The sequence below is a fragment of the Coleofasciculus sp. FACHB-542 genome, from assembly GCF_014695825.1.
GTDB lineage: Bacteria > Cyanobacteriota > Cyanobacteriia > Cyanobacteriales > FACHB-T130 > FACHB-T130.
The window spans coordinates 45,957-59,380 of sequence record NZ_JACJPB010000055.1; the positions used below are offsets into that span (position 1 = coordinate 45,957).

The 13,424-nt window shown below is 46.0% G+C and carries 10 protein-coding genes; 5 read left to right on the top strand and 5 right to left on the bottom strand.

The window, feature by feature from the left end:
- The first annotated feature begins 159 nt into the window (after positions 1–159).
- Together H6F52_RS22675 and H6F52_RS22680 are read left to right on the top strand one after the other, a co-directional pair.
- Positions 160–1,437, top strand: a complete 1,278-nt coding sequence (locus H6F52_RS22675) for a glycosyltransferase family 1 protein (RefSeq protein ID WP_190536823.1) — start codon at positions 160–162, stop codon at positions 1,435–1,437.
- Between the two features lie 362 nt (positions 1,438–1,799).
- Positions 1,800–2,021 carry a hypothetical protein gene (locus H6F52_RS22680; protein WP_190411829.1) on the top strand — a complete coding sequence of 74 codons (222 nt, stop codon included), beginning with the start codon at positions 1,800–1,802 and terminating at the stop codon, positions 2,019–2,021.
- A 108-nt stretch (positions 2,022–2,129) separates the two neighbouring features.
- On the opposite strand, the gene H6F52_RS22685 is transcribed toward H6F52_RS22680, so the two are convergent.
- The gene (locus tag H6F52_RS22685; protein ID WP_190536824.1) at positions 2,130–2,537 is read right to left on the bottom strand and encodes a pentapeptide repeat-containing protein; all 408 of its coding nucleotides are present in this window, start codon (positions 2,535–2,537) and stop codon (positions 2,130–2,132) included.
- A gap of 335 nt (positions 2,538–2,872) precedes the next feature.
- Between H6F52_RS22685 and tpiA the strand changes: the two genes are divergently transcribed.
- Both tpiA and folP read left to right on the top strand, forming a co-directional pair.
- A complete protein-coding gene (gene tpiA, locus H6F52_RS22690) occupies positions 2,873–3,604 on the top strand; it encodes a triose-phosphate isomerase (protein WP_190411832.1) in 732 nt (243 codons plus the stop codon).
- 54 nt (positions 3,605–3,658) lie between these two features.
- The gene (folP, locus tag H6F52_RS22695) at positions 3,659–4,612 is read left to right on the top strand and encodes a dihydropteroate synthase (RefSeq protein WP_190536874.1); all 954 of its coding nucleotides are present in this window, start codon (positions 3,659–3,661) and stop codon (positions 4,610–4,612) included.
- 111 nt (positions 4,613–4,723) lie between these two features.
- Here the strand turns inward: folP and H6F52_RS22700 are convergent, their stop codons facing one another.
- From H6F52_RS22700 to H6F52_RS22715, 4 genes are all read right to left on the bottom strand, one after another.
- On the bottom strand, positions 4,724–5,536 hold the full coding sequence (locus H6F52_RS22700; protein WP_190429171.1) for a stomatin-like protein: 813 nt from the start codon (positions 5,534–5,536) through the stop codon (positions 4,724–4,726).
- Between the two features lie 160 nt (positions 5,537–5,696).
- Positions 5,697–7,511: an alpha/beta hydrolase gene (locus tag H6F52_RS22705; RefSeq protein ID WP_242034037.1), complete on the bottom strand. Its 1,815-nt coding sequence runs from the start codon at positions 7,509–7,511 to the stop codon at positions 5,697–5,699.
- Between the two features lie 191 nt (positions 7,512–7,702).
- A complete protein-coding gene (locus H6F52_RS22710; RefSeq protein WP_190411835.1) occupies positions 7,703–9,994 on the bottom strand; it encodes a polysaccharide biosynthesis tyrosine autokinase in 2,292 nt (763 codons plus the stop codon).
- Between the two features lie 88 nt (positions 9,995–10,082).
- Positions 10,083–11,558: an SLBB domain-containing protein gene (locus H6F52_RS22715; RefSeq protein ID WP_190536825.1), complete on the bottom strand. Its 1,476-nt coding sequence runs from the start codon at positions 11,556–11,558 to the stop codon at positions 10,083–10,085.
- Between the two features lie 270 nt (positions 11,559–11,828).
- On the opposite strand from H6F52_RS22715, the gene H6F52_RS22720 reads away from it, so the two are divergent.
- Positions 11,829–13,199, top strand: a complete 1,371-nt coding sequence (locus tag H6F52_RS22720; RefSeq protein ID WP_190536826.1) for an O-antigen ligase family protein — start codon at positions 11,829–11,831, stop codon at positions 13,197–13,199.
- Positions 13,200–13,424 lie beyond the last annotated feature (225 nt).

Below are 13,424 nucleotides of genomic sequence, written 5' to 3' on the forward strand. Positions count from 1 at the left end.
TCAGCAATTTTATAGAATTTGCGCGATCTCATCAGTGTCCTTGGCTGGTATCTGTTCGCTTCGTTGTACCTGCCCTCGACTATGAGTAGAGGCACATTTCGTGCTTCAACTGCTGGCGTAGGAGAGCAGGTGCGCTAGCTATGAGGAGAAAATCAACCGATGTTACTGACTGAAAAAAATCGTATCGCCTTAATTTCAGTAGATGGCGATCCAGCGGTAGAAATTGGGCAAGAAGAAGCTGGAGGTCAAAATGTCTATGTGCGTCAAATTGGATTAGCACTGGCTGAGCAAGGCTGGCAGGTAGATATGTTCACCCGCCGTAGCACTCCGGAGCAACTGGATGTCGTTCAGCATACGCCTAACTGCCAGACAATCCGATTAGCCGCTGGGCCAGCCCAATTCATGAGTCGGGATCGACTCTTCTGCTATTTACCAGAGTTTGTTGAACAATTCCAGGCATTTCAGCAGCGTGAAGGTTGGCAATATACCCTGGTGCATACCAATTATTGGTTGTCATCTTGGGTGGGAATGGAACTGAAAAAGCACCAATCTTTGAAGCAGGTACATACATATCACTCTCTGGGTGCAGTGAAGTATCGTACAGTTTCCGAGATTCCAGCGCTCGCTTCCACACGGCTAGCAGTTGAAAAAGCGTGTTTGGAAACAGTGGATCGAGTGATTGCTACCAGTCCGCAAGAAGAAGATCAAATGCGATCGCTTGTTTCCACTCAGGGACAGATTGAAATGATTCCCTGCGGTACAGATATCGTTAAATTTGGTTCCATACAGCGCCAAGAAGCACGCCAACAGCTAGGAATTGCCAGCGACGCCAAAGTAGTGCTGTATGTGGGTCGTTTCGATCGACGCAAGGGAATTGAAACGCTAGTCCGAGCTGTAGCAAAATCAAGCTTTCGCAAGTCTTGCGACCTGAAGCTTCTCATCGCAGGCGGAAGTCGTCAGGGTCAAAGTGACGGCATTGAACGCGATCGCATTGAGAAAATCGTAGCTGAAGAAGGCATTGGCGATCTCACTTGCTTCCCCGGTCGTGTGGAAGATAACGATTTGCCTCTCTACTACTCAGCTGCCGATGTGTGTGTTGTCCCCAGTCATTACGAACCCTTCGGTTTAGTTGCCATTGAAGCAATGGCTACCCGGACGCCGGTAATTGCAAGTAATGTAGGCGGCTTGCAGTTTACCGTAGTGCCAGAGGTAACGGGTTTACTGGTACCTCCCAAAGATGAAGTCGCCTTTGGACAGGCGATTGACCGCATCCTAGCCGATCCCGATTGGCGAGACCAATTAGGCCAAATGGGTCGCCAACGGGTAGAAATTGCCTTTAGCTGGAATAGCGTGGCATTACGACTCAGCCATCTGTACACCAAATTACTGTGCCAAGCTGCTGTTGAATCTGCGAGCAAACCGCAGCTAGTCGCTTGAGATTTTTTCCCCTGAAAAGTGCTGAGTCCTTTGGGATGGGATTTTAATCCCGATAGCGAGCAAGAAAAGGCACTAGAAAAGAGTTTCCATCCAACGTTGTGAGCTTTCAGTGTATAAGCGTTTCTTGCAATAAAAACAATCAATCTTCTTTGTTCCTTGCAAGGAGGAAATGAGACTCCCTCTTCGTTTCCGAAAGTTAGGACAGGTTCTCAATATTTTTGCAAGAACTCTATTCCCCAACCCTAGACAAATTTATTCCAAATCGATGGATTGTCGGTAAAAGCGGGATATCCATCCAATCATTTGAGAGCAATTCAAGTAGTAAGAAAACGGCAAATCACAAAATTAGGAGAGTTGAAATCATGCTGAATATCGGAGATAGCGTACTACATAAGAAAACCGGACGCTCAGGCAAGGTTTTTGGCTATGGCTATCAGATGGTTAATAGCACATACTTACCAACACTTATTGTCAGAGTAGTTGAAGCTGCAAGTTTAAGCCAGAAGAGTTTTGTAGAAGATTTGTCTTCGTCATGGATTCTGAAGGAAGAAGCTTCTCGGCTCTCGGCAAAGACTGCACGATAGAGCCTAGCACTGCTGCATTTGTGCTTTGAGCGATCGCTCAATACAAAACTCGGTCAGTTACTGACCGAGTTTTGTATTTTTGTCAAATATTTAGTTGTGAAAAACCCACTAATCCCATTTAACGTTATTCGGCAAAATCGCGTTGTCGAGAGCCGCATCCTTCAAGTTAGCATTTATCAAGTTAGCCTCTCTCAAATTGGCACTACTTAAGTCTGCTTGCTGGAGATCGGCGCTATTTGCAAATACACCCGTTAAATTAGCTTTTTCCAGATTAGCCTGCGTTAGATCGGCACCTTCTAAGTTGGCATTCGCTAGGTTAGCTCCCTGCAAGTTTGCCCCTCTCAAATCAGCCCCAGTGAGATGGGCACTTACAAGATTGGCTCCTTTCAAGTCGCAGTTCTGACATTGCTTAGTTTCGATTAATCGTCTGACATGAGCGGGATTTTCGGCTCGGACGGGAGCAACTAAGCCTACGGGAAGCAGGAGCGCTGCGGCTGCTAAAAATTTTAGTTTCATATTTACTCCAATAATCTAAGTTTTTTATTTACGTTCTGGTATAATTTTAAACCTTAATTTTTTTGAGGAACATCCTACGATAGGGGGGAATCTTTTGGGTAAATACCCACCTAAAGTAATAAAAAGATTTTTGAAGTGAGTCGCGGCTAAGAGCAGCATCCGCAGGAGCGAGTGTTGGCGTGCAAGGATTGCGGGGTGAAATTATCGCGTCGCTTGACATTTGCGCTTTTAGCGACCAGAAAGTGTAAATGCGATCGCCTTTAAAGCAGGGGTTCCCCCGCCGTACTAAACTGGAGGTTACAGTTTTTAGCATTCTGAACTTGACTGAGTTAGCTGTGCGGAAAATAGTTATTGCCGGTAATTGGAAAATGTACAAAACTCAGACCGAGAGTCTGGAGTTTTTGCAAGGATTCATGTCTCACCTAGAAGAAACCCCAGACGAGCGGGAAGTAGTCCTAGCGGCTCCTTTCACTGCTTTGAGCATCATGTCTAAAAATCTGCACGGTAGCCGCGTGCAGCTGGGTGCCCAAAACATCCACTGGGAAGAAATGGGAGCCTACACAGGTGAAATTGCCGGACCCATGCTGACAGAAATTGGGGTGCGTTTCGTAATTGTGGGTCATAGCGAACGGCGTCAATACTTTGGCGAAACCGATGAAACTGTGAACTTACGGCTGAAAGCAGCGCAACGCTACGGTTTAACGCCCATTCTCTGCGTCGGCGAAACCAAGCAACAACGCGATGCAGGTGAAACAGAATCCCTGATTTCTACCCAACTGAAAAAAGGCTTGGTTGACGTTGATCAAGAGAACCTGGTTATTGCCTACGAACCTATTTGGGCAATTGGTACTGGCGACACCTGCGAGTCAAAAGAAGCAAATCGGGTGATTGGCTTGATTCGCACTCAATTGACAAATCCAAATGTCTCGATTCAGTACGGTGGCTCGGTCAAGCCCAATAATATTGATGAAATCATGGCGCAGCCAGAAATCGATGGGGCTTTGGTCGGGGGAGCCAGTCTGGAGGCTGCCAGTTTTGCCCGAATTGTCAACTTTCAAAAAGGATAAGGATGTTAGCGAAGCGGCGCTTTCTTCGCCGGATGACGGATGAATCAATCCAAAATCCAAAATAGCTTGACCCTGCGGGGTCAAACTTTTGACTGGGGACAGCGCACTTATTTAATGGGTGTGTTGAATGTGACGCCTGATAGTTTTAGTGACGGCGGAGACTTTAACACGCTAGGAGACGCCTTGGCTCAGGCTAAGCATCTTGTGGCAGCCGGAGCCAATATCCTCGATGTGGGGGGACAATCAACCCGCCCCGGAGCCGCCCAAATCTCTCTGGAAGAGGAATTGGATCGGGTGCTACCAGTCGTGCAAGCCCTCCGAAAGGGTGCAGAAGGAAGGATCGAGGATGACTCCGATTCTGCGGTGGGAGTCATAGAATCTGCTCAGCACAGCAATCCCTTATCCCACCTTCCGGGATACATCCCTCCTCCTTCTGAGGTTCCGATTTCCGTGGATACAACGCGGGCATCTGTGGCACAGGCAGCAGTTGCGGCGGGGGCTGATATCGTCAATGATATTTCCGGCGGTACTTTCGATCCGGAGATGTTTGCTGTGGTGGCAGAGTTGGGAGTCCCCATTGTGTTGATGCACATCCGAGGGACGCCAGCTACCATGCAGCAGATGACGAATTATCAGGACTTGATGGGGGAAATCTCCGAGTTTTTGTCAAGTCAAATTGAGCAAGCGATCGCAACTGGCATCGATCGCTCGAAGATTATCATCGATCCCGGCATTGGCTTTGCCAAAACTTACGAGCAAAGCTTGGAAATTTTGCAACGCCTACCGATGTTGCATTCTTTGGGCGTTCCTTTGTTAGTGGGACCATCCCGGAAAAGTTTTATCGGGCGGATTTTAAATCAACCCGATCCCAAAGCCAGAGTGTGGGGAACGGCGGCGGCTTGTTGCGGAGCGATCGCGGGAGGTGCTGATATCCTCCGAATTCACGATGTCCAACCTATGCACGACGTTTGTCGCGTCGCGGATGCCATTTTCAGAAAACAAAAATAGAAAAGCTAAGAGCGATCGCTGTCTTGAAATGCCTTAAAAAGTGATGTTTTTAATTTCAAATCAGCTCGACTCTTAAAACTCTTTTCATTTTTGTTTTTTACCTTTTACCTTCTAAGTTCCCGATCCATTGCCATTAGAGCCATTAGGAGGTTCAGGAGTAGACATTAAATCAGTCATGGCTTCTGATAAAGCTTTCGGGTCCATAAATACCACTTTGGAGTTAGGACTCGCACTCAATTTCTGATTGGCATCGACATATCTTTGAGCAACGAGAAACTGCAATACTTCTCTACTTAAAGGTTGTGACTGCAAAGCTTGGCTCAGAATTTCTATCGACTTCACAGTTCCCTCCGCTTCCAAGATGGAAGCGCGTTTCTTACTTTCCGCTGCTCGTTCCAGCTCCAGAGACTCCAAGACAGTTTTTGCGGGCGTAATGTCTCGTACCTCGACGCGAGTCACCTTAACTCCCCACGCAGCCGTCGCTTCATCCAACTGCTGTAACAAAGTCTGATTAATTTCGGTTCTGGAAGAATACGTTTGCTCCAGTTCCATTTGACCAATCGCAGAGCGAAGCGTCGTCAAAACTAAGTTTTCGATTGCTTGCTCAATATCTTCAACGGCGTAGTAGGCTTTTTCCAAATCCAGAATCTGCCAGTACACCACTGCATCAACTTTCAGCGAAACGTTGTCTTTGGTAATTGCCTGTTGAGGGTCAATGTTCAAAAACTTCTCGCGGCTGGTTTCCTCCACCACAATTGAGTCAACAAAGGGAACGATAAAGTTGAGACCGGGCGCGAGTCTTCGATTGTACTGACCCAAGCGCTCTACTAAAGCTTGATTTCCTTCGTTGATAATTTTCACAGAACCCACTGTATAGCCGATAATCACTAAGGCGAGGGGGGCAAGAATCGTGATGGGGTCCATAATGCGCTCTCTCCTGAAGAGGCTACTGTCAAAAGTAGCGATTAGCTTAATGCTAACTTTTAATTAGTCACAGCTTGACTTTGATTAAATCAGGATTTTTATCCAAAACTCGGAGCCTTGCCTTAGTTTTGAGAAACATTTCATTGGGATGCCCGCCTTTCTAGGGCAGTGGTGGCAAAGCCAGCCACGAAGTAACGCTTGGGGGTAGTTGCGTATTCAGGCGCAGCGCCAGTTCTGGGGTAGAGAGAGATTGGGCGTAGGCGGGTGTTAAAAAGGGTTCGTAAGTTGAGGCGGCTGGAGTCAGCTGTTTGACAAATGCCAAGGTGACGCCTTTAAGCAACTGACGCAGGGGAGCCGCTACTTCACCAGTGCGTTCGTTGACGAGGGTTGTTTGAGTGAGCTGTTCGCCTTGGCTACCAGGAGCAAAATCGCTAATGCTTAAGTGAGTTCCGCCAATTGCTGTGAGGAGATATTTCGGGCTGGGTAGTTGGGTAAAAGGTCGTAGTTGATGGTTCAGCGATGGAGTGAGGGGATCGCTGGTGCCAGTCAAGATTAAGGTAGGAGTGCTAACTTTGCCAAGACCTTTTTTGCCAAATAAGTCTCCCACGACGGGGTTCAGCGCGATCGCTTGCGCCACGCGCCGATCCCGCAAGCTCAAACGTTGGTCGGGCAGATCCGCTGCTGCACACTGCAACCAATCGCCCCCCGATTTTCCTAGCGGATTGCGATTTTTGCAGAATTGTCGTAACTCATCTAGATTCAGTTCGCCTCCCGCCAACGCTAAAGCCGTGTAGCCGCCCAAGGAATGACCAATCACGCTCACTTTCTCGGTATTCAGCTTCCCCTGAAGGGAACCGGGTAGCTGGTTTAGCCGAGCTAGCTCATCCAGCAAAAAGCTAATATCTTTGGGCATGGCGACAAATTCGGACGCCGGTAACAAGGGCACCAAACCGGGCACTCCTACCGAGTTACTACCAAAATGCCCCCCAAAGATTCGGTTGGCATTGCTGCCTGGATGCTCGATGGCGGCGACGGTGATGCCATGAGACGCTAGGTGACGGGCTACATAAGCCAGGAAGGAGCGATCGGCTCCAAAGCCGTGGGAGAGAACCACGAGGGGATTTTGAGAATTTTGGTAAGGGGGCTTCTCGTTTGTGTTTGCCCAGTAAAGATCGACGACGATCTTGCGATCGCTGGTGTATGTCCCCAGAATCGGCTCTTGGCGTCGCCAGTCGTGAAAAGTCAGAGTCTGCTGCTGTACTGTTTCGGAACCCGCTTGGGCGGGGTTAAAGGCAGGACGAAATTTTCCTTTGGTGACGGTCAGTTCCCGCTCCAGTAGAGGGCCTAAAGCTCCGCTTTGCCAGTAGGGGGCGTTGAATTCTAGGGCGATCGCGATCGCTGAAGAGGCGTCTATGGTAATGGTGTCGGCTGGGTAGGACTGCAAAAAGCTGATAACGCTTAAGCCGTTGGCTTGCCGCAAGGCTAGAGTTAAACCTGCTTGCAGTTGTTCTACCGTACTATTCGGGAGCGCCAACCCCAGCTTCTTGATTAATTCTTCTCCAACGGGCGATCGCAACACGTCTTTTACCACTTTGTCTCCCAAATTCGGATCTAGGTGCAAGCGACGGTTGAGGATGTCTCGAAATTCTGAGCTGAGCAATGCCTTGTAAGGCTTGAGACTTGCAGGAACTTCCCCCGTTTTGGCAAAATCCTCTAAATCTTCGATCGCGACCGATTGCTGAAACGGTCCCAAGCGCAGCGTTACCCGTTCTGCTGCTAAGACGGGTGCCTCAATTAACAAAAGTGCGATCGCGTTGCTTAAAGAAGTTAGCGTAACGCCCCATAATAAGCTTTGAGCAAGTAAGCGCGTCCGTCCGATCTGCCTTGCCGTTTCTGAAAATGGCGGCGTTTGCGTTCTTGAAAGCGACTTTCGGAAACCTTTGTCCCGAAACCAGTCCAGCTTTAACTTCATCATTTCCATTCACCCCGTTTGAGTGCAGCAGCGCCGTAATGTAGAAGCAATTCGATTGTGGTTGTTCCCATTCTTAAAAAGCTCTGCACTTGTGCGATCGCTTTTATAGAAACTGGATAGTCAGTGCTGTTAGCACAGCAAAGCCAAGCATGGACTCAGCGAACATAAGAATACGCCCCTGCCCCGAAGCTCGCTTAATTGCGACTATAGGTGCGGCTATAGGAAGGATACGCGGGAGAAGTATACCCTTTAATGCCATTGGCGACGATACCCAAGACTGTGCCACCGGAGATTTTTAGTCCATCTAATGCTTTCATCAGCATGGAACGGTCTGTTTGATCGATCCCCACAACTAAAATAGTGCCATCTGTATTCGCTGCCAAGATGTTGCTGTCTGCTAAACCAACTAGGGGTGGTGAGTCGTAGATCACTAAGTCGAAACGGGCTTGAAATTGCTCGATCAGATACTGCATTTTATCTGACGAAAGCAGTTTGATCGGGTCTGAAGAGTTGTGACCCGATGTTAAGACAAACAGGTTGTTGTCTTCTGGCGATCGCTGAATGGCATCATTCAGACTCAAATCCGTGGCGATGATATCGCTGAGTCCGCGCACGTTCGGTAAGCTTAAGCGAGTATGCAGACTCGGACGCCGCAAATCGGCGTCTATCAATAATACCCGCTGACCAATTGCCGCTGCGGCTTTCGCCAAGTGAATGGCAACCGTTGATTTTCCATCTCCCGGTGTTGCGGAACTGATTGCCAAAGAAGTAATCGGCGTCCCGGAACTGAGCAAGCGAATATTGGTATAGAGAGAACGGAAGGCTTCCAAAAATGGCGAATCGGTGTATACATTTAGCTTCTTGCGACCATTGCCATTTGCTTTATTGTCACCCAAAAGTTGATTTAAACCGGCAACATCCGCTGCGGTAGAGAGTTTGCTGGGTTTCTTGGGCGGTTTCTTGAGTTCCTTGGCAAAAGGAATCACTCCCAAAATCGGCAGTTTCGTTTCCCCTTTGACATCTTCGGGGGTATGGAAGACTGTATTGAGAGCCTCGATGAGAAAACCCAACCCGATACCCAATAGCGCACTTAAAACAATTGCGATCGCTAACTGTTTTTTCGTTTGTTTCGTCGCTACTGATATCAGGTTGCCATCTTCATCGCGCCGTAGCTGAGGCTCTTCAATGAGTTCCCAAGGCACTTCCTGCTGGGCAGCATCTAAGTTCAAGGCTTCTCGTTTGCCTAAAAATTGCTTGAGGTTATCGGTTGCAACTAATAATTTTCGCTGTATATCGGCGTGCTGGCGGGCTACCGCAGGTAATTCTTGCAGTTGTGCTTTGATTTTCCTTTCAGTTTTCAGAATTGTTTGGTAGCGCTCCTGTATTCCTTGGATTCTTCCCTCCAATTTTTTGAGAAGCCCTTGGGCTTGTTCGCTCAGCAACCGTTGCAAATTTTCCCGCTTTTCCTTAAGAACCAGAATCGGTGGGCTATCGTCCCGAAATTGGGGGGATTGTGCCGCAATAGTACTATCTAGAGTTTGAATCTGCGCTAGCAAGGTTTCGTAGGTTTTTGCATCAGTAGACAAAATTGCGGTAGAGTTCCCTTCTTGCAACTGTTTTTGCATACTGGCATATTGCGCTTGCGCGTCAGCGAGTTCCGCTTGGGTATCCGATCTTTGTCTTTCAAGCGTCAAAGCCTGCTCGTATAGCAAGGAATCTGCTTGTTCCGGATCGCTGACATTATACTGCTGCCGCAGTTTTTGGAGTTGTGCTTGCAGCGTATCAACTTGCCCTTGTAGCTGAGGTAGCTGCTGATTGATAAACTCAATTCCTTGTTTAAGGCTTGACAGGCGCTCTTGGCGGCTGTAATTCAGATAATTTTTATAAAGACTATCCAATACAAACTGAATTTTTTGCTGGTCTTCATCCCGGTAACTAACTTCTAAAATTTTGGTGCCGTATTGAACTCCATCTTTTTCATAATTGACTCGAAAAATTAAGAGTTTCGTCATTAAGGAGTTATATGTTATCTCCGGATATTTTTTTTGCAATTCCTTGATGACTGGCAACATCAATTTCGTACTTTGCAAAACTCGAATTTGCGTCTCATAATCCAATAAACTAGATTTTTCTACTTCGATTTTTTGGATATCTGCATTGTTCGTTTGAGACGATAAAAATTGCTTCGCCAATCTATCTTCAGCAGTCACGGGTTCCACCAAAAGCCGAAAAGCTCCTTCGTATTCTGGAGCAATCTGCTTTGAGGTAAAGACAATCATGCTTCCTGACATGACAGTTAATATAATTGTTACCCCTGCCATAACTGGGAGTCGGCGGCGCACAACCCCTAATAGCCATGCCAAGTCCAGCTTCTGTTCCTCACTGTCGTCAGAGGGTCGAGTCAGGTGCCCTGGCAAGGACTGAGTCAACTTGCTATTACTAGTGCGCTTATTAAAGAACGGCTGTGAATTGTGTTCGGTATCCATTTACCTATTAGATAGAAGTAGATAGAACAAAAAAAGCTAACTACGGTTTAAGAAAACGTTTATAGATACACCCTGAATATATGCTTACCTAGTCATCGTCTCCCAAGATTCCAAATAAATTAAAAATGTTGAAGAATGTGAAAACCTTTTCGATCGGTTCTAAGAATGTTCGCACACTGTCAGAAGTTTTGGCGCTTCCAGAACGGCTGACTACAATAATGTCGTTATTGCGGACGAGTGGATTATTTGTCTCATTGATTCCTTGGGTTAAATCAATATTGACTTTACTCTTTGACACTGTACCGTCAGGGTTGAGGCGAATTAAATCAACCGCCTTTCGATTCGCTCTAGCATCATTGAATCCTCCCGCAGTCAGCAATGCTTGATTCAAGGTTGTGTTTGGCGCAACCTGCACCACTCCTGGACTTTTCACTTCTCCGACCACACTTACCTTAATAGTACCGGGAGAAAAGCTAGTGGTCGCTAATTCAGAAATTTCTGCCGGGTTAACTGCTGATGCAGTGGGAATGAAAATGGTATCTCCATCTTGCAAAAGCGTATCTTGACTGAAATCCCCAGCCTGCAAGAGTTGCCAAAGATTCAGATCGATGATTTGTTCTGTCCCTGCTTTGGTAAGTCGCCGCAGCTGGATACGGCGAATATCTGCCAAGGGCTTAATCCCCCCAGCCAAATCGATTGCCCGCGTTACAGTTGGCAGTCCCAGGGTTCTTTGCTCTAGTGTTGTCTTTCCTCCAATCACAACATAAGTACCAGGACGGTTGACTTCTCCTACGACTGCAACACTGCGGGGTTCCTCTAAAGGAGGTGAAAAACGAGTCGTGGCAATTTGGCGTACTTCGTCTAAGTTAATGGTGCTGGTTGTGGGAATAAAGACAGTGTCTCCATCCCGCAAATTTAAATCTTGCCTGCTGTCGCCGGTTTGTATCAGATCCCAAAGATTCAGATTGATTACTTGCTCGGAACCGGATGCTAGCTTGCGACGCACCTGAACCTTACGAATATCAGCCGTCAGCGTAATTCCCTGTGCCAGCTCAATTGCCTGGGTTACGGTGGGATATTGGAACCCAGGCACGCTCCCGACTCCAGCTATCAGGGGAATTGTGAAGCCCCCTGGGCGAGTCACCTCTCCTCCCACCCGAACATTGATAGGGCGAGGAGACAGAACGCTAATGGTGATGATGGGTCGTTTGAGGAAGCGAAAGTATGCAGATGAAATGGCATTCGTCGCTTGTGGCACGGTTAGCCCCTGAACCGATAGGGTTCCAATCAAGGGTAGGGATAAGGAGCCATCTGCGAGAACTTGGTACTCGCCGCTATATTGGGGAACCTCGAAGATATCAAGGCGGATGCGATCGCCTCCACCCAATGTATAGGCTATATCTGGTCGAGCAGGATTAGTATTCGCTTGTGCAAGAATTGTAGGTTTTTGAAAACGCGGTACAGTCGCCTGGGTAGGATTGGGGCAAGCAAAGGCAAATGTTGCCACTAAGGTTATCCCGGCAGAAGTTCGAGTGAGTTGTCTATAAAAACCTAGATCGACCATACATAACCTACTTGTTTTATATTTTTAAATTTAAGCTGTGTGAGTAGAAACCTGCCACTCTAAATAGTATTTATTTATCCTCATTTTATAGGTAAATCTCTTAAACCTATTTATAGTAAGCTTTTTGAAGTTACTAGTTTTTAGTTTGTATCTTTAAAAGAATTAAATACTCGTAAATATACGGAAATACATTATTCTTCTCTGGTTTAATCAGTCGCTATACTCATATAGGGTCAGCTTCGCGTTATTTCTTGTCTAAGAATATTAAACATGAGTACTCTCGCTTCAAACCCTCTATTGTTAATAATCGCTGCCACCAGTGCGATTATTTATATCTTATTATTGTTTAACTTTGCTGGTAGAAGTCAAGCGACCTCTAAAACATTAGAAAAAATTTTTATTGGTTTAATAATCTTTGCGATTGCAGGAGTTACTTTAACCGGATTTGATAAAATCCATCCTAGAGCTTTATATCTACAGGGAAAAAAGCTTTATTCGACAATTTTTCAAATCGGCATTTACGCCACCTTTATATTCATTATTTATTCGCGATTCTTGCAAAACATTAAAAATTCAGTTTTTGTTATTTCTAGGCTTCTCATTAATAATGTTTATTTTTGCGGATTACTCTTTTTATTAATTCTATCCGCGGCTTGGTCAGAAACTCCAACTTATACACTCAAAGCTAGTATAGTTTTTTTAGGCACAACTGCTTTTTGTGTTTACGTTGGTAAGCAGTATAAATGGAAAGAACTATTTGATTTATTGCTTACTATCAACAAAATCATACTTTTACTGAGTGTATTTTATGCTTTGTTCAGACCGTCAATTGGAGTAACGTCTAAGGGCTGGCAAGGAATTTTACCCCACGGAAATGCTTTTGGATTCTTGATGGGTCTAACAGCTGTCATGTGTTATATACAGTCAGTTCGCAAACCAAAAACTAAATGGCAATCTCTGGGTTTTGCTGCTTTATCTATTTTTGCTTTACAACGCTCAAACAGCGGAATGGGGAAAGTTCTGTTGGTTCTACTGATAAGCGTGTTAATCGTTATCCGCTTTATCAAAAACTTGCCTCCCCGATTAGCTTTTGCCTGCATAATCTTTTTTATGGCTATCGCCATGTGTTTGTGTATTGTAATTACCCAAAATGCCGAATTTATTATTGTAGATACACTGAATAAAGATTTGACATTAACTGGACGCACAGACTTCTGGCCTTTAGTCATCAACCACATTAAACAACATCCATTGCTGGGATATGGATACCAAGGATTTTGGCAGTCTTGGCGAGGAGCAGCCGATCCAGCGGCTGACATCATCGTGGTAAAAACCCAATTTAAGCCAGAACATTCTCATAATGGTTTTTTAGACCTAGCTGTAGACTTGGGATTCGTAGGATTAGGGTTCTTTTGTCTTTCTTTCTTAACAAATATTGCTTTAGCAGTTCAGTATATGAAACGTACCCAAGAACCTGAATTAGTCATGCCCCTGCTACTGATTACGTGGGCAGTTATGACAAATATTACTGAAACTGGATTGATATCAATTACCTATGCTTGGCTGTTTTATGTTATAGCAACAGTTCGATTATGCCTGGACGCTACAGGAAAAAGTTCTCAAGAGAATTCCAGCGCTTAAGAACTGGTTTGCCGGTCTTGAGGGGTTTCTGCTCAATCAGGCGATCGCTAGAAGGGTTAGAGGCTCGGTAAGCGATCGCTTTAATTAAGGATGAGTTTCAGCCAAATATGTTAAGCCGTGTTGCAATAACATTCAACACTGTTTCGGGATATTTACGTAGGAAAATTTTCTCGATCTTTAATTTCCGGATATTTACGTAGGAAAATTTTGTCGATATCTAATAAT

Excerpts from the sequence above, each read along its gene's own strand:
- H6F52_RS22675 (WP_190536823.1), top strand. The coding sequence starts at position 160 with ATGTTACTGACTGAAAAAAATCGTATCGCCTTAATTTCAGTAGATGGC.
- H6F52_RS22680 (WP_190411829.1), top strand. The coding sequence starts at position 1,800 with ATGCTGAATATCGGAGATAGCGTACTACATAAGAAAACCGGACGCTCA.
- H6F52_RS22685 (WP_190536824.1), bottom strand. The coding sequence starts at position 2,537 with ATGAAACTAAAATTTTTAGCAGCCGCAGCGCTCCTGCTTCCCGTAGGC.
- H6F52_RS22700 (WP_190429171.1), bottom strand. The coding sequence starts at position 5,536 with ATGGACCCCATCACGATTCTTGCCCCCCTCGCCTTAGTGATTATCGGC.
- H6F52_RS22705 (WP_242034037.1), bottom strand. The coding sequence starts at position 7,511 with ATGATGAAGTTAAAGCTGGACTGGTTTCGGGACAAAGGTTTCCGAAAG.
- H6F52_RS22710 (WP_190411835.1), bottom strand. The coding sequence starts at position 9,994 with ATGGATACCGAACACAATTCACAGCCGTTCTTTAATAAGCGCACTAGT.
- H6F52_RS22715 (WP_190536825.1), bottom strand. The coding sequence starts at position 11,558 with ATGGTCGATCTAGGTTTTTATAGACAACTCACTCGAACTTCTGCCGGG.
- H6F52_RS22720 (WP_190536826.1), top strand. The coding sequence starts at position 11,829 with ATGAGTACTCTCGCTTCAAACCCTCTATTGTTAATAATCGCTGCCACC.